The sequence below is a fragment of the Sorangium sp. So ce406 genome, from assembly GCF_051474675.1.
GTDB lineage: Bacteria > Myxococcota_A > Polyangia > Polyangiales > Polyangiaceae > Sorangium > Sorangium cellulosum_G.
Window position 1 is genome coordinate 820667 of record NZ_CP150340.1, and the last position, 22452, is coordinate 843118.

Genomic DNA, 22452 nt, shown 5'->3' on the forward strand with positions numbered 1-22452 from the left:
CCGCGCCGAGCAGCGCGGCGCGCCCCTGATTTCGCCGTGCCGGACGGCGCGGCGAAGGGGCGATGCGCTAGCTTCGTGGCTGCGCATGTCCCGCCTGCTCATCGTCTCGAACCGCCTCCCCGTGACCGTCCGCGCCGAGCAGGGCGACGTGTCCGTCGTGCCCTCGACGGGCGGCCTCGTCACGGCGATCCGGGGCCCGCACGAGCGGCACGGCGGGCTCTGGCTCGGCTGGCCGGGCGACGTCTCGCGCCTCGGCGCGGAGCAGCGCCAGGAGCTCGAGGCGCAGCTCGAGCAGCTCGGCACCGTCCCGGTCCACCTCACGCCGACCGAGATCAGCCACTACTACGACGGCTTCTCGAACGGCGTCCTGTGGCCGCTGTTCCACTACCTGGTCGAGAAGGTGCACCTCGACGCGCGGCGCGACTGGGAGAGCTACCGCGCGGTGAACGAGCGCTTCGCCGACGCTGTCGCCGCCCGGTACAGGCCGGGCGACAGGGTCTGGATCCACGACTACCAGCTCACGCTGGTGCCGGCGATGCTGCGCCAGCGCATCCCCGACGCGCGGATCGGCTTCTTTTTGCACATCCCGTTCCCCGCGGCCGAGGTCTTCCGGATCCTGCCGTGGCGGGAGCAGGTGCTGCGCGGCATGCTCGGCGCCGACGTCGTCGGGTTTCACACGACGTCGTATCGGTACCATTTCGTCTACTCCGCCGCGCGCGTGCTCGGCCTCGATCCCGACCTCGAGACGCTCGCGTACGAGGGGCGGAAGGTGCGGCTCGGCGTCTATCCGGTCAGCATCGACGTCGACGAGTTCGTGCGGCTCGCCCGGGACGAGGACGTCCGCGCCGAGGCGCAGCGCCTCCGCGAGCGCGCCCAGGGGCGGAAGATCGTGCTCGGTATCGACCGGCTCGACTACACGAAGGGGATCCCGCGGCGCATGCTCGCCATCGAGCGGTTCCTGGAGCGCGAGCCCGAGCTGCGGAGCAAGGTCCGGTTCATCCAGCTCGCGGTGCCCACGCGCGAGAAGGTCGACGCGTACGCCGACTTCCGGCGGGTCGTGAACGAGCTCGTCGGCCAGATCAACGGCGCCTACGCGACGCTCGACGACGTCCCGATCCACTTCCTGCACCGGTCGATGCCGATGGCCGAGGTGGTCGCGCTCTACCTCGCGGCCGACGTGATGATGGTGACGCCCCTCCGCGACGGGATGAACCTCGTCTGCAAGGAGTACGTGGCCTCGCGCATCGACGACACCGGCGCGCTCGTGCTGAGCGAGTTCGCGGGCGCGGCCGCCGAGCTGATCGAGGCGCTCCCGGTCAACCCGTACGACATCGACTCGGTGGCCGCGACGATCAAGCGGGCGCTCGTCATGCCGCGGTCCGAGCAGCGCGTCCGGATGCAGGCGCTCCGGCGCCGCGTGGTGACGCACGACGCGCACCGCTGGTCGCACTGCTTCCTGAACGATCTCGAGCGCGCGAGCGCCGCGGCGCCCGCGGTGGGCGCGGCGCGGCGGCGCACGGACGCGCCGCAGCTCAACACGATCGCGAGCGCGCGCAGCGCGCCGTCGCTGGTCGTGATGCTTGACTACGACGGCACGCTCGTCCCGCTCGCGGCGATGCCCGAGCTCGCGCCGCCGGACGAGGAGCTCATCGCCGATCTGCGCGCCCTCGCGGCGCGCCCGCGGACGCAGGTGCACGTGGTGAGCGGCCGGCCGCGCGAGGACCTCGAGCGGTGGCTGGGCGAGCTGCCGATCAGCCTCCACGCGGAGCACGGGTTCTTCTCGCGCGCCGCGCCCGGCGAGCCGTGGGTCGCGCTCCGCGAGGCGTCGCTCGACTGGAAGCCGAAGGTCCGCGACGTCCTGCAGAGCTTCGTCGAACGCACGGCGGGCAGCTTCATCGAGGAGAAGGTGGTGTCGATCGCGTGGCACTACCGGAGCGCGGATCCGGAGCTCGCCAGCCAGATGGCCCGCGAGGTGCCCGCGCAGCTCGCGGAGCTGCTGCGCGAGCACGATCTCGAGCTGATCCCTGGGCGGAAGGTGCTGGAGGTGCGGCTGCGCGGGGTCAACAAGGGGGTGATCGTGCCGCGCGCGCTGTCGACGGTGCCGCCCGACGCGATGGTGGTCGCGCTCGGCGACGACAGGACCGACGAGGATCTGTTCGCGGCGCTCCCGCCGACGGCGCTCACGGTGCACGTGGGCGGCGGGGAGAGCTCCGCGGCGTTTCAGCTGCCGGATCCGGCCTCGGCGCGGCGCCTGCTGCGCGCGCTCGTCGCGTGAGCGCGCGCGCGTTGGTGAGCGCGCGCGCGTGCGCCGGAGCTCACGCCCTCGGGCGGCGGCCGCGCCGGAGGGCGGCCCCGAGGAGCGCCGTCGCTGCGGCGAGGGCGGCGCCCGCGCCGCCGGCGCCGGCGCCGCCGGCGAGCGCCCCGCCGACGCTGCACGAGCCCGCGCGGGCGGCGCAGGGGGCGTCCGCGTCCGCCGCGTCGGCGCCGGCGTGCTCCTCCGCGGCCGCGTCGCAGCCGGCGAGGTCCGCGTCGCCCTCGGCCGCGTCGCGCTCGAGGTCGACGTCGTCGAGGCCGAGCTCGCGCGCGTCGGCGCGCATCGCGCTCATGAGCGCCGCGGGGCCGACCCCGTGCTCGTAGGCGCCGATGTCGATGGCGCCCGCGGCCGGCCGCGACAGCGCGCCGCTGGCGGCGCGCGCCGAGCGCGTCGGCGCGAACTGCGGCGCGGCGAGCGGACGCGGGAAGGGGTGCCCGGCCGGGCTCGGCGTCCATCCGGCGCCGGCGTTGACGAGCGGGCTGTTCGCCGACGGGCGGAGGTCGAGCGCGCCGACGTTCGCGAAGCCGGGGTCGGCGCCCTGGAGCGTGCCTGTCCACCCGGCGGGGATCGACGAGGAGCCGCTAGGAACCCAGTTGTTCGCGCCCGCGATCAGGGCCTTGCCCGTCGCCCAGCTCGCCGACCGGTCCACGTAGACCTCCACGCCGCCGCCGCCGGACCGATAGAACACGTTGTTGCTCATCTCGACGCTCTCGATGCCGTCGAACATCCGGATCGCCGCGTTGGAGCCGGGGGCGAGCAGGAACGTGTTGTTGACGAACCGGAAGCGGCCGAACGTCTGCCCCGTCCCGTCGCCGCCGACGCGCGCGACGAAGTGCTTGCCGGTCTTGCGGAAGACGTTGCCGACCACGTCGGAGTCCTCGCGCGCGAGCCCCTCGTCCTGGCCGTCGGGCCCGATCAGCTCGATCTCGTGGTACTTCGCGCCCTCGATCCAGTTGTAATAGATCTCGTTCCGCTCGGCGCGGCTCTTCACGTTGTTGCCGCCGTTGCTGTCGTGCACATAGCAATGCCGCATGCGGAACACCGAGCCGAGGCGCGTCTCCTCGTCGGTCGCGATGTAGATCGGGTGTCGGGTGTCGCCGGAGCCGGAGGCGTAGACCTCGACGTACTCCAGCGTGAACGAGCCCGACTCGGAGTCGGCGCCGAGGATGCCGTGCCCGGGGCAATCGTGCACCACCGCGTCGCGGATCGTGACGTCGTGCGCCCGGTTGAACACGCAGCGGCCAGAGCCCCCGGTGATCTCGAAGCCCTCGAAGACATAATGATTGCCGCCGAACACCACCGTGTTCGTCCCCCCGGATAGCACGGGACGGCGGCCGTTCACGCGGACGCCGCGGATCGTGATCTTCTGCGACTCGGTGCCCGATTTCTTGAAGATCAGGTCACCTGGGTAGGTCGCGTTACCCTCGACCTCGACCACGTCACCGGCAGCGAGGCGGGGGGCGACCTCCGCGAGGCTCGAATAAGGCTTACCTCGGCCCACCTCGTACGTCGCCGCGCTCGCCGGGGAGGCGGTGAGCAGCGCCGAGAGCCCGAGGGCCGGCGCGACGAGAGAGAGGGTGAGGAGGTGCCTTGTGTTGAGTTGCTGCATCGCCCCAATCTCGCGTGCTGTGGAGTCATGGCGCAAGCAGCTTTTTAATGAAATGCACGATGGGTAATTAGGGATACGCCTGACGACAGGAGTCTCTGCCGGTCCTTCGATGTCGCCCGGCGTTCTCCCCATTGCCGACTCTCCCTGTGCGCGGCGATTGTCGAGGGAATGCGGGTAAAACGAAGCGAATCGCCGCAGTAGCACGAAGAGCGCCAATCGCATTCGAGCGGCGCTCGGCACGGTAATTGGAAGGTCGTGGAAGAGCGTGGAAGAGCGCCGCGCGGCGCCGGCGGTTCTCCTCGGCACGCGCGTCGTTTCGTGCCATGGAGCCGGGCATGTCCCGGATTGTCCTCGCCTCCACGTCTCCCTTCCGGCGGGCGCTCCTCGATCGCCTCGGGCTCGCGTACGAGGCGGTCGCGCCGGCGTTCGACGAGATCGCGCCCGAGGGGCTGCCGCCCGCCGCGTGCGCCCGCCTGTTCGCGGAGGGGAAGGCGCTGAGCCTCGCGCCGGCGCGCCCCGACGCCCTGATCATCGGCGCCGATCAGGCGCTCGAGCTCGACGGCGAGCTGCTGCGCAAGCCGGCCACGCTCGACGAGGCGGCCGACCAGCTCGGGCGGCTCGCGGGGCGCGTCCACGCGCTCCACACCGCCGTCGCGGTGCACGCGCCGCCGGGCGTGCCGCCCGCGCCCGGCGACGAGCGGACGTTGACCGAGATCGCGACCGTGGAGCTGCGCGTGCGCCCGCTCGGCCGCGCGCAGATCCGGCGCTACGTCGAGCTGGATCGGCCGATCGGCAGCGCCGGCGGGTACCTCTTCGAGAAGCGCGGGCCGTGGCTGTTCGACGACGTGCGCCACGCCGACGAGACGGCCATCGTGGGGCTGCCGCTCGTCCCGCTCTGCCGCCTGCTGCGCCGCTTCGGGGTCGACCCGCTCGACGCGTGAGCGCGCGCAGCCGCAGGAGCGGCGCGCCCCCTCAGCGCGCGCAGCCGCAGGAGCGGCGGACGATGAGCTCGACCGGCAGCCGCGCCTGCGGCTCCGCGACGCCGCGCTGGATGAGCTGCACGAGCGCCCGGACGGCGAGGCGCCCGACGAGCTCCGTCGGCGCGCGGACGGTCGTGAGCGCCGGATCGAGGTGCCGCGCGGGGCTGATGTCGTCGAACCCCACGACGGACACGTCGGCGGGCACGCGCATGCCCTCGCTCCGCAGCGCGTCGATGGCGCCGATCGCGGCGCCGTCGCACCAGCCGACGACGGCGTCGAACGCCGCCCGCTCGCGGAGGAGCGCGACCGTCGAGGCGCGCGCCTCCTCGGCGCTGAGCCCGCCGCGGCAGAGCTGCGGGTCGACCGGGACGCCGTGGCGCGCGAGCGACTCCCGGTAGGCCTCCTCGCGCCGCGCCGCGTCCTCGCTGCCGGGCCGGCCCCGCAGGAACGCGATGCGCCGCCGGCCGTGCGCCTCGATCAGGTGATCGACCGCCGCCCGCACGCCGGCCTCGTTGTCGATGACGACGCTCGGCAGCGACAGGCCCTGCGGCGAGGATCGATACAGCAGCAGCGCCGGGAACCCCTCGGACGAGAGCCTCCTCAGGCTCGGATCCCCCATGGCGCCGCCGAAGATCAGGACGCCATCGGTGTTGTGCCGCCCGAGCATCCGCCGCTGCGAGCCCTCCGACCGCAGCGCGATCAGGAGATCGTATCCCTCGTCCGTCGCCGCGCCCGCGACGATCTGGAGGAAGCTCGACATGAAATCGGTGCTCACGGCGGGCAGGAGCAGGCCGAGAGCCCCTGTCTTGCCCTGCGCGAGGCTCCGCGCCGCCGCGTTCACCACGTAGCCGAGATCGCGTATCGCCGCGAGCACCCGCTCGCGGGTCTCCGCGCTGCACTTGCCACGATCGTTGAGGACCCTGCTGACCGTCGCCGGAGAGACCCCGGCGTGACGGGCCACGTCCTCCATGCGCACCGACGGCCGTGGGCCGGCGCTCGTCGTGACCGCCTCAGACGAAGATTTCATGTACATCAACAAGCCAACCTGAAGGCAAGCGCTTGCATCCTAGGGCGCGCGGCCGATTCCTGTCAAACCGGTTCACGGCACGTCGGTACAGTTCGGCTGTCAGGGAAAAGTTCGAGTAACGCGGTGGCGCGCGCGTTGCTACCGCTGTGGATCGTCGTTCGAGCCTGACACGAGGCCCTTTCGACTGAGCACCTTCTGCCGGGCGACGCCCACGCGGCGGGCCAGGCGCTCGATGAGGTGAGGCGATGGTGGAACGCCCGCCCTCCAAGGGGGCCGAGACGATGACGGCGGCCGAGCTGTCCATGTCGTGGCCGGACCTCGGGAGCGAGGAGCGCGCGCAGGCCTATCGCCGCCTCCGGCGCGAGGACGCGGAGGACTTCTTCCAGGGTCTCTCGTCCGCCGACCAGGCCGCGCTCCTCGCCACGCTCACGAAGGGCGAGCGCAGGCTGTGGCTCCGCCTGCTCGCGCCCGACGACGTGGCCGACATGCTCCACGAGGCGCCGCCGGGGGAGCAGGAAGAGCTCCTCTCGCTGCTCGACGAGCCGACGAGGCGGGAGGTGAGCGCGCTCCTCGCGTACGCGGAGGACGAGGCCGGCGGGCTCATGAGCCCGTGGTTCGCGCGCGTGCGGCCGGAGGCCACCGTCGACGAGGCGATCTCCTACCTCAAGCGGCAGGCGCGGGATCACCTGGAGACCATCTATTACGGCTACGTGCTCGACGCCGAGCAGCGGCTGCTCGGGGTGGTGTCGCTGCGGCAGCTCATGATCGCGCCGGGCCACCGGCGCGTGAGCGACGTCATGAAGACCGACGTCGTGTCGGTGACCGAGGACGTCGACCAGGAGGCCGTCGCGCGGCGCTTCGCGGAGCACGACCTCGTGGCGATACCCGTCGTCGACGGCGAGGGGCGCATGAAGGGCATCGTCACCGCCGACGACATCGTGGACGTCGTGGAGGAGGAGGCGACCGAGGACATCCAGAAGCTCGGCGGCATGCAGGCGCTCGACGCGCCGTACCTGCGGACACCGCTGCTGAGGATGCTCGGCAAGCGCGCCGGCTGGCTCTCGGCGCTCTTCGTGGGCGAGCTGCTCACCGCCACCGCGATGGGGCATTACGAGGACGAGATCGCCCGCGCCGTCGTGCTGGCCCTGTTCGTGCCGCTCATCATCTCGAGCGGGGGCAACTCGGGCTCTCAGGCGACGACGCTGGTCATCCGCGCGATGGCGCTCGGCGAGATCCGGCTGGCCGATTTCTGGCGCGTCTGCCGCCGGGAGCTCGCGTCGGGCCTGGCGCTCGGCGGGATCCTCGGCGCAATCGGCTTCGCGCGCGTCGTGGCGTGGGAGAAGCTGTTCGGGTCCTATGGCCAGCACTACCGGCTGATCGCGCTGACGGTCGCGATCAGCCTGATCGGCGTCGTGACGTGGGGCACGCTCTCGGGCGCGCTCCTGCCGTTCGTGCTCCGGGCGCTCCGCTTCGACCCGGCGAGCGCCTCGGCCCCGTTCGTCGCGACCCTCGTCGACGTCTCCGGCCTCGTGATCTACTTCAGCGCGGCCGAGCTGCTGCTCCGGGGCGTGCTGCTGTGAGGCGGGCGCGCCGCCGCGCTACGGGCTCACGCGCGACGCGAGGTAATTGGACGCGGCCTCGCCGATGATGCGCGCGTCCTCGCGCCAGCGGCCGCCGCTCGTCAGCTTGTCCGCGTCGGCCCGGCTCAGGGACGTCTTCGGGTTGGGCGACGCCGTGCGGCTCGAGAGCTCGACCTCATCGAGCACCTTGCCGTCCAGCGTCGTGATCCGGAGCGTCAGGATGATCTGGCTGGGGGACGAGGAGACGACCGCGTAATAGCCGGGGTTCATGTAGCTGACATAGGGCCTCAGCACGAACGGACCCGACGTGGGGTTGCTGACCTGCGCGACCTCGATGCCGTGGTCCCTGGCGCCGGCGATCAGCTCCTTCGCGAACTCCTCGTCGATGGACGCCTTGTCGCTCACGAAGCTCCGGTGCTCGTCCGCGTCCTTGCTGGCGAGGAACCTGTCCTCGGGCTCGTCGAGGATGCGGAGGTTCACGAAGTCGATGGGCATCAGGGCGAAATACCGCTGGCCCACGAACGGATCGGGGTTGGCCTGGGTCACGACGCGCCAGCGCGGCGCGCACCCGGCGAGGGTCGCGGCGCCGACCAGCGTGGCCGCGATGAAGCTGCGACGGTGCATGAGGGGCTCCTTCAGGGGGCCCGCCTTGTAGGCCATGTCCGCGCGCCCTGGCAAGGGCCGCCCGGCGCGCGGCGCGGCCGCAGGCGGGCCGGCAGCCGCGCGGGCGCGCTCCGACCCGGACGGGGCGGCGCTTCACGGGACGGCGGGAGCGCGGCGCGTGCCGGCGCGGCCCTGTGCAATGGGCGGACATGACCCGAGCTGGCCTGTGAGATGCAATGGTCATCTCGGACGATCGATGGGTGTTCCATCGATGGTGGAGGTGAGCACATGATCCCGCATTTCGTGGCTGGTCTCTTCGGCCTCTGGCCGTTCGTCGTGGTTCCCGTGCTCGAGGTCGATCCGCCGGGGCACGCCGGCAGCGGCCCTCAAGAGGGCAGCGCCGCCGATCCGGGGAGCGCCGGCGAGAGCGCTTCGCGGTACATTTATTCGATCTCGTGCATCGAGGGCAGCACGGGGAGGAAGGCCTTCAGCACGGAGGACGAGTACTGCAGCGCCCTGCGCGGCGAGCAAGTTTGCTCCGAGAGCGCGGCGTTGGTCGCGTTGCTCCAGGGGTGTCCCTGAGCGGGCCTGCGCGGCGAGGGTACAAAGGCTTGACATCCGAGAGGCGCCTTGCTCTTCCTAGCGTGCGCGGACCGCCCTCGCGGCCCTCCCTTTCGCCAGGTTGCGCGCCTCGGAGGCTTCCATCGTGACGAACCTCTATCTCATCCGGCACGGAGAAGCGCTCGTCAACGTGAACCATATCGTGGGCGGGATGCGGGGGGACACCGGGCTGACGCAGCTCGGCGTGCTCCAGGCGGAGCGGCTGCGCGACCGGCTGGCCGCGACGCGCGAGATCTCCGCCGATGTCCTGATCGCCAGCACCTTCCGCCGGGCGCAGCAGACCGCCGAGATCGTCGCGCCCGCCCTGGGCCTGCCCCTCACGCTCGACGACGACGTGCAGGAGCTCCGCCCCGGCGAGGCGGACGGCATGCCGGTCGGAGAGGCGATGGTGCGCTACGCGATCGATTTCGAGCGCGAGCCGTACCGCCCGGCCAGCCCCGGCGGAGAGAGCTGGGCTCAGTTCATGCTCCGGGTCTCCGTCGCCCTCGACCGCATCACCCGCGAGCACGAGGGCCGGACGATCGCGGTCGTGACGCACGGCGGCTTCATCGACGTCGCGTTCCTCCATTTTTTCAAGATGAACGCGCTCGCTTTCCCGGTCGCGCATTTCGCGACGCGCCACACCTCGCTCACCCACTGGCAGCGCCGGCGGCGCTGGGGTCGAAACGAGGCCTGGCACCTCGTCTATTACAACGACAGCGCTCACCTGCGCGACGTCGAGCGGACGGTGCGCATCCCCTGGGCGGAGCTCTCCACGCTGGCTCCCAGGATGGTCGATGACGCTGGGCCGCCGTCCTCGGAGAGCGGCGAAGGCGTCTAGCGCGCACCGGGGACGCGAGGGGGCCTCCGTCTCGCCGCGTCCCCGGCGCCGCGCGCGAGCTCCCGCGCGGCGGCTGGGCCCTGCGTCTGAGGCGCACCGGCGCGCGCCCGCGACGGTCGGCGGCGGCCCGTCGCCTTGCGCGGCTTGCACCGCCGCCGCCGGGCGAGCTACATGACCCGCATGATGGGTCCCGTTCACGCAACCTTCCTCATCGCCGCTCCCGATCAGCCCGGTCTCGTGGCGCGGCTCGCGGGGTTCTTCTACGACATCGGCCTGAACATCATCGACGCGAGCAACCACACGGATGCGTTCACGGACGAGGGACCCCGCTTCTTCATGCGCCTCGTCGTCGATCTGGCGGGCCTCTCCTCGCCGGCCGCGGTCACCGCCCTGGGCGGGTCGGCCACCCGCAGCGCGATCGAGGCTGCGTTTCGCGAGCTCGCCACGTCGCTCTCGGCGCGATGGTCGGTGGACTACAGCGATCACGTCCCCAAGATGGCGATCCTGGTCACGAGGGATCCTGCGTGCCTTTACGACCTCGTGCTCCGGCAGCGCGCGGGCGAGCTCCGCTGCGAGATACCGCTCGTCATCTCCAATCATCCCACGCTCGAGGCGGTGGCCGAGAGCTTCAGGATCCCGTTCTTCTGTCTCCCGATCACCCCGGACACGAAGCGCGAGCAGGAGGGCCAGGTGCTGCACCTGCTGAAGAAGCACCATGTCGATCTCGTGGTGCTCGCGCGTTACATGCAGATCCTCTCCGAGCAGATGCTCGATGACGGCCCGCCGGTCATCAACATCCACCACGGGTTCCTCCCCGCCTTCCAGGGGGCGAAGCCCTACCATCAGGCGCACGCGCGCGGCGTGAAGCTCATCGGCGCGACGGCGCACTATGCCACCCGGGATCTGGATCAGGGCCCGATCATCGAGCAGGATGTCGCGCGCGTGAGCCACCAGATGGGACCCGAGGAGATGACGCGGGTGGGGCGCGACGTGGAGCGAATCGTCCTCTCGCGCGCCGTGCGGGCGCACCTCGAGCGGCGGGTCATCGTCGAAGGCCGCCGGACGATCGTTTTCTAGAGCGGCGGTCACCCGCTTCGGATACGGGCCCATCTCGACGTTTTCGGTGCTCAGCGCACTGGAGTGCGCTTCCGCGCCGAAAACGCCGATCTGGACCCGTCTCCTGTGCGGGTGATCGCCGCTCTGTGATGGATCGCCCGTGTCAGCGGCGGTCTGAGGCCGCGGGGCGCGCTCTCCCCGGGAGCCGAGGAGAGTACGCGCGCGGGGGTTACGGGTGGTCCTGCTGGCCGAGCGCCGCGGTCTGGCCGGGGCCGAAGGCCCCCGCCTGCCCTACGCCGAGCTGGCCGATGGCGGCGCTCTGGCCCACGGTCGACTGGCCGACCATGGCGCCCTGCTGGCCGACGCCCAGCTGGCCGATGGCGGCGCTCTGGCTCACGGTCGACTGGCCGACCATGGCGCCCTGCTGGCCGACGCCGAGCTGGCCGATGGCGGCGGTCTGCTGACCGACGGCCGACTGGCCATAGCCGGCCTGTTGGCCCGAGTGCTGGCCGGCGTAACCGCCCACCCCGGCCTTCGACGGGAACTCACCCTTGCTGGGGCCGAAAGAGCCCTTGCTGGGGCCAAGCTTGCTGGGGCCGAACTCGCCCTTGCTCGGGCCGAAAGCACCCTTGCTCGGGCCGAGCTGACCCTTGCTGGGGCCATACCCGAGCTTGCTGGGGCCGAACTCGCCCTTGCTGGGGGTGAAAGCGCCCTTGCTGGGGCCGAGCTGACTGTATCCGCCCCTCGCCTCCTCGAGCGCCTGGTCGGCCGACTCGACCGCATCGTCATCAAGCTCGGTTTGATCGAAGTCCGCCTCGTCCGCGCCCACCGCGCAACCGGCGGCCAGCGCGGCAAAGAGAAACGCAGGCACCAGCATCTTGCTATGCATCGACATGATTGGTCCCCCTGATGTCCGCGAGGGCCCACGAGGCCCGGACATCTCGGGCTCACCGCAGAGCAGACTGTGTGCCTGGTAGGCGTGTGCATACGTTTCCGCTCCCAGGGTCCTTGACGCCCGCGCAGGCGACGATCGAGCGTGCTTGCTCGATCCGAACCCGCGCGGGAGTTCTCCCGATCCGGGGAAAGCGGACCTCCGAAGGGCGCTCCTTCCGGGCAGCGTTCACGCCCCCCGCGACCGTCTCCGCGCCTGGCCGGAGCCGGCGTCTCATCGCGCCAAGGCGCTCCGTTCCGCCCGCGGCCGCCGCGCTCCGCGCGCATCACACGACCGGAACGGACGGGGCGCTCTGCACGGCAGACGGAACAAGGTGTCTCGGGTCCGGCGTGGGCGCACCCCGCGGACCCGAGGCGCCGGGCAAAGCCCTGCCCGCAGGGCGCATCGACCTGATGGTCCCGCCCTGCTCAGGACGCCGCGTGTCGCATCGTGTGTGCGCCGCCGGAGCGCCGGAACGGACGGTTCTCATGCGGACGACCTCCGCCCGTCCGCAGCGTAGCGCGGTCAACGCTTCATCGGTTGCCCGGGGCGCAAGGGCGATCCGGTGTGGGCGCCGGGGCGGTGCGCCGCGCGCGCTTCGTGGACGGACGGCTCACGCCTCGGGCTTCTTCCCGAAGAGCCACTTCTTCGCCTCGTCGTCCATCGGCTGGCTCTGATTCCGCAGCTCGCTCCCGGCCGCGAGCCCGCGCTGGACTGCCGGCCTCGCGCGCAGCGCGTCGATCCACCGCTTGAGGTTCGGGAGCGCGTCGAGCGCGATACCGTACCGATCGTACAGCGTCACCCAGGGGAAGCTCGCGACGTCGGCGATCGAGTACTCGCCCGCGAGGTAGGCCCGGTCCGCGAGGCGCTTGTCCATCACGCCGTAGAGCCGGCGCACCTCGTTCGTGTAGCGCTCGATCGCATAAGGGATCTTCTCGGGCGCGTACTGGCCGAAGTGGCCCGCCTGGCCGCTCATCGGGCCAAGGCCGCCCATCTGCCACATGAGCCATTGCGTCACCTCGTGACGACCGCGGAGATCCGAGGGCATGAGCTGGCCCGTCTTCTCCGCGAGGTAAAGCAGGATCGCGCCCGACTCGAACACCGAGATCGGCGCGCCGCCGCCCGGCGGATCGTGATCCACGATCGCGGGCATCCGGTTGTTGGGGCTGATCGCGAGGAACTCCGGCTTGAACTGATCGCCCCGCCCGATGTTGACCGGGATGAGCTTGTACGGGAGGCCCGTCTCCTCGAGCATTATGCTGATCTTCCAGCCGTTCGGGGTGGGCCAGTAATAGAGATCGATCATCGTGCGCTCCGCCTCCAGGGGTTCCAGTGATGGCTCGCCGATCGCGACGGCGTGCTGTCTCTCGGGATCGTCCGGCAGGGGTCGTGGCGCTGCCGCGCGGCGTCGCCCTGCTCCGGGAGCATCGGTGGCACGTCGCCCCGTGGAGAGCAACCGGCGATCGACGCCTCAGCGCGGCGAGCCCGCCGCTCGTCGACGACGACGCGCGGGCGCCCGCGCGTCGTCGTCGACGAGCGCGCGCAGCGCCGCGACGTGCTCGGGCCCCGTCCCGCAGCACCCGCCCACGATCGTGGCGCCCGCCTCGATCCAGCTGCGCGCGAGGTCCGCGTAGCGCGCGGCCGCCGAGCTGCCCGGCGCCGCGCGCCAGCCGAGCCCCTCGCCGGGCGCGCCCGCGTTCGCGTAGGCGCCGAACGGCGCGCCGCACGCCGCGAGCCGCTCGACGTACGCGAGCGTGCGCGCGGCAGGGGTGCAGTTGACGAGCACCGCGCGCGCGCCGCGCGCGGCGGCCTCCCGCGCGGCGACCTCGACGTCCTCCGGCGAGAGGAGATCCGCCTCCGGACCCGCCGTGAACGACGCCCACGCCTCGACGCCCGTGGCGACCGCCTCCTCGAGCGCCACGAGCGCCTCGCCGACGTGCGGGAACGTCTCGCAGAGGAGGACGTCGACGCCCGCCGCCGCGAGCGCCCGCGCGAGCTCGCGGTGCTCCTCCCGCGCGTCGGCCGGGCTCAGATCCGGCCGGTAGCAGTCCTCGAGCGGCGCGATGCTCCCGGCGACCCGGTGCCCCGGGGGGACGGCCTCGCGCGCGAGCGACACAGCGCGCGCCGCGAGCTCGGCCCACGCGGCGCCCGCCTGACGCCGCCTGGTGCGGAACGTGTTCGCCGTGTGCACCGTCGCGCCCGCGCGCGCGTGATCCCGGTGGATCGCGCGGACGACGTCGCAGCCGCGCGCGTCGAGCAGCGCCGCGGCGCTCCAGAGCGGCGCCGGCGTCTCGATCCCCCGCGCGGCGAGCTCGGTCCCGAGCGGGCCGTCGAGGATCACGATGTCAGCCCCCGCGGCCACGGCGACTGGCCCGGACGGCGGTCTCGGCACGTCCTCCATGTAGGCTCCGGTATGTCCGTGAGCGGCGCTCAAGGCAACCCCTGATTGAGACCCTGGCCCCGCTGTATCGTCGCATGTGAGCGGCACCCGCACAGCGCACCGTCCAGACCACTGCGCCGCAGAAAGAACGATGGAATTCTCTTCCCCGCCGGGAATTTACTTGCCAGATATGGGGGGGTTGGGGCACCGTTTGAAATGAAATCATCTCCCCTCATTCCACTCAACTCGCGGGAGTCGTGGGGTCCAACAAGCAGCGATCGCTCGAAGGACCGAAAGGGGTGGAGCTCCCTCTGGCCAGCCCGAGGCCAGATGACCTCCGTCAGTGAGCCCATAGAAAGGAATGCCAACATGATCCGTTCATCCAAGTCGCTCGTTCTCAGTGTTGCGCTCGGCGTCATCGCAGCGGCCGGTTTCACCGGATGCACCGCGTCGGAGCCCGTTGACCAGGAACCGGTGGTGGAGCACGAGCGGATCACCCAGGCCGAGGTCTCCGCCCTCCCGGCCGGCGAGCTCCTCAGCCTCGACATGAGCCGGGACACGGTGTACGCCCTCGACTACTCGGCGGCGCCCATCGACTACAGCCGTATCAAGCTCTCCACCCCCAACGGCAAGGAGGTCTTGCTCGCGGACCAGATGACCGCCATCGAGAACGCCGATTACGGCGATCTCCCGGCGCCGAAGCTGACCGACGCCTCGGACCAGAGGTTCAGCGTCGCCTCGGATGAGGCCGCCTTCGGCAAGCTCTCGGACAGCGAGCTCGACCAGCTCCGGACCGACGGGTTCTTCTACTCCGAGGTGCCGGTGAAGGCCCCGAACGCCGGCCCGCAGACCACCGATCCCGAGTGCATCCACGCGTACTGCGAGATCTGCGTCGACAACGAGACCGGCGGGTGGCCCGAGACCTGGTATCCGGGGACGTACACCTGCTACTACATCGAGCACGTGTGGTGCTGAGCCTGGCCTGAAGCTCACCTCCTCCCCGCAAGGCATCTCTGATGCGATCGCTCTCGGTTTGGTGCGTTGCGTCGCTCGCCCTGGCGAGCGCGGCGTGCGGAGACGATGGACCGGTGCTCCCGAGCGGCCTCCCGGGGCCGATGGCGGGGGTCTACATGGACTTCGGCCCGGCGCCGGAGGAAGATCGTTTCCGCGCGCTGATCGGGTTCCCGACCCGGGATGTCCCCGGGCTCGAGGCCGCGATCGACGCCATGTACGATCCCGGCAACCCGGACACGTTCCGGAAGTACATGTCGGTGGAGACCTGGATGGAGCGGCACGCTCCATCCGAGAGCGACATCGCCGTCGTCGAGGCGTGGCTCACCGGGCACAAGATGGAGATCAGGCGCCGGTCCCTGAACCGGCTCCTGATCGAGTTCGCGGGCACGGTCGAGCAGTTCAACACCGCCTTCGACGTCGAGCTCCGTGACTTCGAGCGCGAGAACCCGTCGGCCGGCGGCAGGCCGCTCCGCACCTTCGGCGCGCTCGACCCGCTGAGGCCGCCGCAGAACATCATCGATCTGACGTCGGGCGTGATCGCGGTCGACGTCCCGGCGGACACCCAGCCGCTCGCGGCGGAGGGCGGCTCGATCGAGACGGCGCCGCCGGAGCAGCAGGAGCAGGGGTTCACGCCCGCGCAGATCGCGCACGCGTACGGGCTCGACAAGCTGCACGAGGGCGGGCACCTCGGGCAGGGCGTCAAGCTCGGCGTCGTGGTCGGGGCGACGTTCAAGACCAGGGATCTCCAGTCGTTCTGGCGGACGTTCGGCGTCTCGCGCGACAACCCCGAGGTCGTGGTCACGGCGGATCCGATCTCGACGCGCTACGTCGAGACGACGCTGGACACGCAGTGGTCGGGCGTGATGGCGCCCGAGTCCGAGTTGATCGCGTACGAGGGGCCGGACGCGCGCACCATCTCCATCCTCTACGCGTGGAACGAGGCGATCGGCGCCGGCGAGGTGTCGGTGCTCTCGACGTCGTTCGCGCACCGCGAGGAGACGGAGGCGGGGCCGATCCAGCAGCAGTACCACGCGGCGTCGCGGATGGGCGCGGCGCTCGGGATGACGATCGTCGTCGCGGGCGGCGACTCGGGCAGGCCCGACGTGCCGTCGTCGAGCCCGTACGTGACGAGCGTCGGAGGGACCTTGCTCGAGCTCGGCGCGGACGGCGAGGTCGCGCGCGAGGTGGCGTGGAGCCGCTCGGGCTCGGGCCGATCGCGCACCTTCAAGACGCCCTCCTGGCAGGAGGGCGTGGTCACCGACGCGCAGGGCACCCGCGCCGTCTCCGATGTGGCGCTGAACGCCTCGCCGGACGCCACGTACTGGCTCTACTACCTCGGCGAGTGGGAGCGGCGCGGCGGCACGTCGTTCGCCGCGCCGGTGTTCGCCGGGATCATGGCGTCGGTGAACAGCTACCGGCTCGCCCAGGGCAAGCCGGTCGCGGGATGGCTGAACAAGACCCTCTACGAGCGGAAAGAGGTGCAGGCCGCGTTCCGCGACATCACCGAGGGGAAGACCACCGGCGACGAGTACACCCAGGGGTTCAGCGCGGGGCCCGGATGGGACTACCCGACCGGCTGGGGCGCGCCGCTCGCGGACAAGCTCGCGGAGGCGCTCCCGTAGGAGCGCCGGGGAGCGCCGGGCGAGGCGCCGCGGCCTGATCGTCGTCTCTGCGGCGCGGATACGTCATCCTGCGCTCGATGACGCTCCCCGCCGCGATCCTCTCTCGATCCATCGCATGCATCTCGCTCCTCGCGGCGGCGGCGCTCGGCTGCGATCGCCCGGGCCGCGCGGCCGGCGCGGCGCCCGCGCCGGCCGGCGTCGCGCCCGCGCCGGCCGCGAGCGGCGCGGAGCAGGCCGACGGCGGCGGCGCGACGCCGGCGGCCGGCGCGGATGCCGCGGCGCCCGCGGCCCACGCGGCGCAGATCGCGCCGCTCCACGCGGAGGCGCCGCTCGTGGAGCTCGCCGTCGCGGGGTTCCCGAGCGCGGTGGTGTCGGTGCCGATCGGCGCCACGGCGCGGCGCCCGGTGCTCATCGCGTCGCACGGCAACTACGATCGGCCCGAGTGGCAGTGCGAGGTGTGGCGCGGCATCGCGGGGGGCGACGCCTTCATCCTGTGCCCGCGCGGCGTCGCGCGATCCGACTCGCCGTCGACGAGCGACGTGCGCTTCACGTACGAGAGCAACGCGCGCCTCGAGCAGGAGATCGACGCGGGCCTCGCGGCGCTGCGGGCGCGCTTCCCCGAGCACGTGGACCCCGGGCCGGCGCTCTACACCGGCTTCTCGCTGGGCGCGATCATGGGCTCTGCGATCGCCGCGCGCCGGGCGTCGCTCTTCCCGCGCCTCGTGCTGGTCGAGGGCGGACACGACAAGTGGACCCCGGCGGCGGCGAAGGCGTTCGCGGACGGCGGCGGGCAGCGCGTCCTCTTCGTCTGCGCGCAGGCAGGCTGCGGCGCCGCCGCGGCCGCGGCCGCCGCGCGCCTCGAGAAGGCGGGGGTGCTCACGCGCGTGGTGCGCGGCAAGGAGGCCGGCCACCGGTACGACGGGCCGGTCGCCGAGGAGACCCGGCGCGCGCTCGGCTGGGTGCTCGATGCCGACGCTCGCTGGTGAGCGCCGCTCGGCGACGCCAGGCGTAGGGGGCGCGCGATGAACTGCCGGGTCTGCTAGGCGGGGCGGCACGTCACGGCGCGCGGGCGGTCTGGCCGGCGGGCGGCCTCTGAGCTAGACGAGGGCCCTTGTCGATGATGGCTTGTCCTTTCCCGGAAGCGCGCGCGCGGCGTCGCGGCGGCACGGGCCGCTCGCTCGGCGCGCTGGCGCTCGCGGCCTCCGCGCTCGCGGCGTCGTGCGGCCCCGGTGAGGAGCCGCCCGGGCGCTCCACCGCCGCGCAGACCGCCGTCGCCGAGCCAGCGCTGGCCGCAGCCGGCGCCGCCGATACGCTGCCCGCGCCGGACGGCGGGACCGCCGGCGAGGCCGATCCGGCGGCGACGCGGGAGGCGCTGCGACCCGGGCGCGGCGACAAGCTCGCGAGCATCGCGATGCGCACGCTCGTGTACGCCGCGCCCGAGCGCCGCGCGGCCAAGCTCGGCTACCTGCGGGCCGGCGCGATCGTCGAGCGCGCCGCGACGCCGTCGGGCGACGACGGGTGCCCCGGCGGCTGGTACGCCGTGCACCCGCGCGGCTTCGTGTGCGTCGGCCGGGGCGCCTCGCTCGAGCTCGGCCACGACGTGGTCGCCGCCACGCCGGCCGGCCCCCGCCGCGGCGAGCCGTACCCGTACCGCTACGTCGTCTCGCGCAAGCCGCCGCCGCACCTCTATGTCCACCTGCCGAGCGAGGCGGAGCAGCGGCGCGTCGAGGGGCGCTCGCGCAGCCAGGGCACCCCGGCCTGGTCCCGCCGCGACGAGGCGCTCCTCGGCGAGCCCGATCCGCTCACGCCCTTCTTCGAGAGCCGCCGCGACCTGCCGAAGCCGTTCGGCGCCGCCGAGAAGGTCCGCTTCCCCGCGCACCGCGGCCGCGCGCGGGCCGACTCGGCGTTCGGGCTCATCTCCACGTTCGCGTGGAACGGCCGGCGCTTCGGCCTGACGACCGAGCTCGACCTCATCCCGATCGATCGCACCTCGGCCGTCGTCCCCACCGCGATGCGCGGCGTGGAGGTGAAGACCGAGGGGACGCCCGCGTTCGTCATGCACCACGGCGTGCGCACGCTGAAGCCGGACGCCTCGGGCGAGCTCAAGCCGGACGGCTGGGCCGCGCACCGCTCCGGCTGGGTGCTCACCGGCAAGACGGCGGCCGGCGGGGCCTACGTCGAGACGGACGCGGGCGCGTGGATCCCCGCGTCCGCGCTGCGCGTCGCGCGGCTGGGCCGCGACTTCTGGGGGCACGCGGCGCGCGGCAGGAAGTGGATCGACATCTCGATCGAGCTCCAGATGCTGGTCGCCTACGAGGGCACGCGCCCCGTGTTCGCGACCCTCGTCTCGACGGGCCGCGGCGAGCTCGGCGACCCCGCGACCACGAGCGCCACCGTGCAGGGCACGTTCTTCGTCCGCGAGAAGCACGTCACCGCGACGATGGACGGCGACGATCTCAGCGAGACGTCAGTCGACCTGCGCGACGTGCCCTACGTCCAGTACTTCCACAACAGCTACGCGCTGCACGGCGTCTACTGGCACGACGCGTTCGGCAAGGTGCGGAGCAGCGGCTGCGTCAACCTCGCGCCCGCGGACGCCGCGTGGCTGTTCGAGTGGACCGATCCCCCGGTCCCTGACGGCTGGCACGCCGCGTTCAACGACAAGGGCGGGACGCTCGTCTTCATCCACGCCTGACCGATCCGTCCGCTCGTGGAGCTCCACCGGCGGCCTCGCGCGGCCTCGCGCCACGCCGGCGGGGCCGAGGCGCGGTGCGCGTCCGTGGAGCCCGAGAGGTGGCCGACGTCGCGGCCCGGGACGTGTAGCGCCGGGCGGGGAGCGAGGTTAGCTTCGGGCCATGAGCGATCCGGAGCGTCCCGGCAGCGACGTCGAGCGCGCGACGTCGGACGAGGCCATCGCGACCCTCGTCGGGGGGTACCGCGACTTTCGCCGCTTCCTGGAGCGCCGGGTGGGCAGCGAGGCCGTCGCCGAGGACATCCTCCAGGAGGCGTTCGCGCGCGGTATCGACCGCATCGGCGAGCTGCGCAGCGACGAGTCCGTCACGGCCTGGTTCTACCGCACGCTCCGCAACGCCGTGGTCGACCACTACCGGCGCCGCGGGGCGTCGGAGCGCGCGATGGCCGCCCTGGCGGCCGAGCTCGACGAGGCTGTCGAGCCCGACGTCGAGATGCACCGCGCCGTGTGTCAGTGCGTCCGGGGGATCGCCGGCGTGCTGAAGCCCGAGTACGCCGTCGCCCTGCAGCGCGTGGAGATCGACGGGCTCTCGGTCCAGGCGTTCGCCGAGGAGGCGTCGATCACCCCGAACAACGCGGCGGTGCGGCTCTTCCGCGCGCGCGAGGCGCTCCGCAAGCGCGTGGCCGCCACGTGCGGGGCCTGCGCCGCCGAGGGGTGCCTCGACTGCTCCTGCGGCGCGCGCCCGCCGGCCGCGGCGCCCGGGCCCGCCGGCAGCTGCTCGCACGGCGAGCGGCGCTGACCGGCTCGAACAGGGGTCAGGCCGAGCCGCCGAGCGAACCGAGCCTTCGCCATCGCCCGGCGAGCCGCCCGGCGCCCCGCGAGGGCCTGTAATGCCGCCGGACCGCGCGCGTCGGCCGTGCAGAACCCCCACTGGAAGGTGTCCGATGCTCATGAAGCGCCTCTTCGTCGTCTCCGGTCTCTTCGCTGCCTCGCTGCTCGCCCCCTCGCTGCTCGTCGCGCGCGCCGCGGCCGAGCAGGCGCCCGCCCCTTCGCCGCAGGCCGTCCGGGAGATCGAGATCGTGGTGGACGGCGGTTACAAGCCGAGCCGCATCGTCGTGACGGAGGGCGAGCGGATCCGCCTGAAGCTGGTCCGGCGGGACTACTCGCCCTGCACGCGCGAGATCGTGTTCGCCTCGCTCGGCATCCGGCGCGAGCTGCCGACCGACGTGCCGGTGGTGATCGACCTGCCCGCGCTGAGCCCTGGAGAGATCGAGTTCAAATGCGGCATGAACATGCTGCGGGGCGTGATCGTCGTCGAGCCTCGCAAGTGATCGCACTCGCCCATGCTGGAGCGGCTTCCATGAATGCACCTCATCGCGCCGGGCTGAACGCCCTGCTGATCCTCGTCGCCGCGCTCGCCGGCTGCGCCCCGCGCAGCCGCCCCGCGAGCTTCCCCGCCTCGTCCGCCGCGTCGCCGCAGGCCGCGGAGGCTCCCTCGCCGCGGATCGGCGTCGCCCTCGCGGAGGACCCCCCTCTGCCGGGCGCGCCCACCACGGGCTGGGTCGGCCTCGAGCCGGCGAGGGCGCCGGGCGCCGGCGCCGATCCTCACCAGCATCACCACCACCATCAGCACGGCAGCGCGCCGCCTCCCAGCGCGCCGCCCGCCGGCGCGCCGCCTACCAGCGCGCCGCCCTCGACCCCGGAGCCGTCCCATGCGCACTGATCCGAGCCGTCCCCCGCGCGGCGAGCGCCCGCGCGCGCGCTCGCTCGCCGCGCGCCTCCTGCCGCTCGCGGCGGGCCTCGCGCTGCTCTCTGCCGCCGGCTGCGCCGCCCCCTCGTCGACCGCCGACATGACGCGGATCCGCGAGCTCTCCGGCGCGGCGCTCCCGCCGAGCGCCGCGTCGGACGAGGTCGACCCCGAGCCGGCCGGCGACGCGCGGGCGCTCGAGGGGCGGCCGCTCACCGCGGACGCCGCGGTGCGCATCGCGCTGCTCAACAACCGCGAGCTGCGCGCCGCGCTCAAGGAGGTCGGCGTCGCGCGCGGCAACCTCGATCAGGCGGGCGCGCTGCCGAACCCGGAGTTCGAGGTCGAGGTGACGCCGCGGCAGGAGGGGAACGAGCACACGCACGTCGAGCTCGCGGTGGAGATCGACCTGACCGCCGCGCTGCTGGCGCCGCTCCGCGCGCGGGCGGCGCGGTCGGAGCACCTGGCCGCGCGCTTCCGCGCCGCCGGCGCGGTCGTCGAGCTCGGCTACCAGGTGCGCGCCGCGTTCTACGCCGCGCAGGCCGCGGAGCAGCGCCTCGGCGTCGCGAACCGCGCGCTCGACGCGCTCGCCGCCGCCCGCGACGCCGCCCGCGCGCTGTTCGCGGCGGGCAACATCCCGGAGCTCGACGTGGCCACGCAGGAGGCGGGCTACGAGGAGGCCCGCGTCACGGCCGCGCAGCTCGAGCTGGAGCTCCTCTCGCGGCGCGAGCGGCTGCACCGGCTGCTCGGCCTCTCCGGCGCGGCGACCACCTGGACGCTCGCCGGCGCGATCCCGAAGGCGCCCGCGGCGGTCACGACGCCGCCGCGCGCGGAGACGCAGGCCGTGCGGGCGAGCCTCGAGCTCGCGGAGCTGCGCAGCCGGCTCGACGCGGCGGCCGGCCGCGCCGGCGCCCTGCGCGCCGAGGGCTGGGTGCCGGACATGTCGGTCGGCGTGCGCGGCGAGCGGGAGCTCCCCGAGAGCGGCGAGGCGGACGCCCACCCGTGGGTCATCGGCGCCGGGCTCCGCGTCGCGCTCCCGCTCTTCGACCGGCGGAGCGGCGCCCAGGCGGCGCAGGCGGCGGAGTTCGACAGCCTGCTCGAGCGTTACCACGGGCGCGCGATCGACCTCCGATCGGCGCTGCGCGAGGCGCGCAACCGGCTCGTGTCCGCGCACGCGCGGGCGCGGCACCAGGAGGGGGTCGTCGTCCCCGCGCGCAAGCGGGTGCTGGAGCAGACGCTGCTCCAGTACAACGCGATGCAGGTCGGGGTCTTCCAGCTCCTCGACGCGCAGCGCGGGCAGCTCGACGCCGAGCTCGCGGCGGTCGAGGCGCTGCGCGAGTACTGGACGGCGAAGGCCGCGTTCGACGCGCTCCTCGCGGGGCGCCTCGTCGACTCTGGGGGGGCGGACGCCCCCGCTGCGATGCCGAGGGCCTCGGGCGCCGGCGAAGGAGGGCACTGA

General features: G+C 72.9%; 20 protein-coding genes. 14 read left to right on the plus strand and 6 right to left on the minus strand.

Annotation, left to right across the window (positions count from 1 at the left end):
- Nucleotides 1-85 precede the first annotated feature (85 nt).
- Nucleotides 86-2275 carry a bifunctional alpha,alpha-trehalose-phosphate synthase (UDP-forming)/trehalose-phosphatase gene (locus WME96_RS03030; protein WP_437288676.1) on the plus strand — a complete coding sequence of 730 codons (2190 nt, stop codon included), beginning with the start codon at nt 86-88 and terminating at the stop codon, nt 2273-2275.
- A 40-nt stretch (nt 2276-2315) separates the two neighbouring features.
- Here WME96_RS03030 and WME96_RS03035 read toward each other — a convergent pair whose 3' ends face one another.
- On the minus strand, nt 2316-3923 hold the full coding sequence (locus WME96_RS03035; protein WP_437288677.1) for a right-handed parallel beta-helix repeat-containing protein: 1608 nt from the start codon (nt 3921-3923) through the stop codon (nt 2316-2318).
- A 335-nt stretch (nt 3924-4258) separates the two neighbouring features.
- Between WME96_RS03035 and WME96_RS03040 the strand changes: the two genes are divergently transcribed.
- Nucleotides 4259-4864, plus strand: coding sequence for a Maf family protein (locus WME96_RS03040; protein ID WP_437288678.1), 606 nt, complete (start codon nt 4259-4261; stop codon nt 4862-4864).
- A 31-nt stretch (nt 4865-4895) separates the two neighbouring features.
- Here the strand turns inward: WME96_RS03040 and WME96_RS03045 are convergent, their stop codons facing one another.
- On the minus strand, nt 4896-5930 hold the full coding sequence (locus WME96_RS03045; protein WP_437288679.1) for a LacI family DNA-binding transcriptional regulator: 1035 nt from the start codon (nt 5928-5930) through the stop codon (nt 4896-4898).
- Between the two features lie 245 nt (nt 5931-6175).
- On the opposite strand from WME96_RS03045, the gene mgtE reads away from it, so the two are divergent.
- On the plus strand, nt 6176-7510 hold the full coding sequence (mgtE, locus tag WME96_RS03050) for a magnesium transporter (protein ID WP_437288680.1): 1335 nt from the start codon (nt 6176-6178) through the stop codon (nt 7508-7510).
- Nucleotides 7511-7528: 18 nt separating this feature from the next.
- On the opposite strand, the gene WME96_RS03055 is transcribed toward mgtE, so the two are convergent.
- Complete coding sequence (locus tag WME96_RS03055; RefSeq protein ID WP_437288681.1) at nt 7529-8134, minus strand: hypothetical protein; 606 nt, start codon at nt 8132-8134, stop codon at nt 7529-7531.
- A 267-nt stretch (nt 8135-8401) separates the two neighbouring features.
- On the opposite strand from WME96_RS03055, the gene WME96_RS03060 reads away from it, so the two are divergent.
- The 3 genes from WME96_RS03060 to purU all read left to right on the plus strand — a co-directional run bounded on the left by WME96_RS03060 (nt 8402) and on the right by purU (nt 10631).
- Entirely contained in the window at nt 8402-8695 is a 294-nt protein-coding gene (locus WME96_RS03060) for a hypothetical protein (protein WP_437288682.1), read from the plus strand.
- A 124-nt stretch (nt 8696-8819) separates the two neighbouring features.
- Nucleotides 8820-9554: a histidine phosphatase family protein gene (locus WME96_RS03065; protein ID WP_437288683.1), complete on the plus strand. Its 735-nt coding sequence runs from the start codon at nt 8820-8822 to the stop codon at nt 9552-9554.
- Nucleotides 9555-9737: 183 nt separating this feature from the next.
- Nucleotides 9738-10631, plus strand: a complete 894-nt coding sequence (gene purU / locus WME96_RS03070) for a formyltetrahydrofolate deformylase (protein ID WP_437292264.1) — start codon at nt 9738-9740, stop codon at nt 10629-10631.
- 208 nt (nt 10632-10839) lie between these two features.
- Here purU and WME96_RS03075 read toward each other — a convergent pair whose 3' ends face one another.
- The 3 genes from WME96_RS03075 to WME96_RS03085 form a co-directional block, all read right to left on the minus strand.
- A complete protein-coding gene (locus tag WME96_RS03075; RefSeq protein WP_437288684.1) occupies nt 10840-11499 on the minus strand; it encodes a hypothetical protein in 660 nt (219 codons plus the stop codon).
- 655 nt (nt 11500-12154) lie between these two features.
- On the minus strand, nt 12155-12847 hold the full coding sequence (locus WME96_RS03080; protein WP_433933151.1) for a glutathione S-transferase N-terminal domain-containing protein: 693 nt from the start codon (nt 12845-12847) through the stop codon (nt 12155-12157).
- Between the two features lie 165 nt (nt 12848-13012).
- Nucleotides 13013-13903, minus strand: a complete 891-nt coding sequence (locus tag WME96_RS03085) for a homocysteine S-methyltransferase family protein (protein ID WP_437288685.1) — start codon at nt 13901-13903, stop codon at nt 13013-13015.
- A 387-nt stretch (nt 13904-14290) separates the two neighbouring features.
- Between WME96_RS03085 and WME96_RS03090 the strand changes: the two genes are divergently transcribed.
- From WME96_RS03090 to WME96_RS03125, 8 genes are all read left to right on the plus strand, one after another.
- Nucleotides 14291-14896, plus strand: coding sequence for a hypothetical protein (locus WME96_RS03090; RefSeq protein WP_437288686.1), 606 nt, complete (start codon nt 14291-14293; stop codon nt 14894-14896).
- Between the two features lie 41 nt (nt 14897-14937).
- Nucleotides 14938-16557 (plus strand): S53 family peptidase, encoded by a 1620-nt coding sequence (locus WME96_RS03095; RefSeq protein WP_437288687.1) that lies wholly within the window; start codon nt 14938-14940, stop codon nt 16555-16557.
- A 77-nt stretch (nt 16558-16634) separates the two neighbouring features.
- Complete coding sequence (locus tag WME96_RS03100; RefSeq protein WP_437288688.1) at nt 16635-17543, plus strand: hypothetical protein; 909 nt, start codon at nt 16635-16637, stop codon at nt 17541-17543.
- A gap of 131 nt (nt 17544-17674) precedes the next feature.
- On the plus strand, nt 17675-19252 hold the full coding sequence (locus WME96_RS03105) for a L,D-transpeptidase (protein WP_437292265.1): 1578 nt from the start codon (nt 17675-17677) through the stop codon (nt 19250-19252).
- Nucleotides 19253-19412: 160 nt separating this feature from the next.
- A complete protein-coding gene (locus WME96_RS03110; RefSeq protein WP_437288689.1) occupies nt 19413-20048 on the plus strand; it encodes an RNA polymerase sigma factor in 636 nt (211 codons plus the stop codon).
- A gap of 145 nt (nt 20049-20193) precedes the next feature.
- Nucleotides 20194-20580 carry a cupredoxin domain-containing protein gene (locus WME96_RS03115; protein ID WP_437288690.1) on the plus strand — a complete coding sequence of 129 codons (387 nt, stop codon included), beginning with the start codon at nt 20194-20196 and terminating at the stop codon, nt 20578-20580.
- Nucleotides 20581-20609: 29 nt separating this feature from the next.
- Complete coding sequence (locus tag WME96_RS03120) at nt 20610-20972, plus strand: hypothetical protein (protein ID WP_437288691.1); 363 nt, start codon at nt 20610-20612, stop codon at nt 20970-20972.
- Nucleotides 20962-22452, plus strand: a complete 1491-nt coding sequence (locus WME96_RS03125; protein WP_437288692.1) for a TolC family protein — start codon at nt 20962-20964, stop codon at nt 22450-22452. The genes WME96_RS03120 and WME96_RS03125 overlap by 11 nt, the downstream gene beginning before the upstream one ends.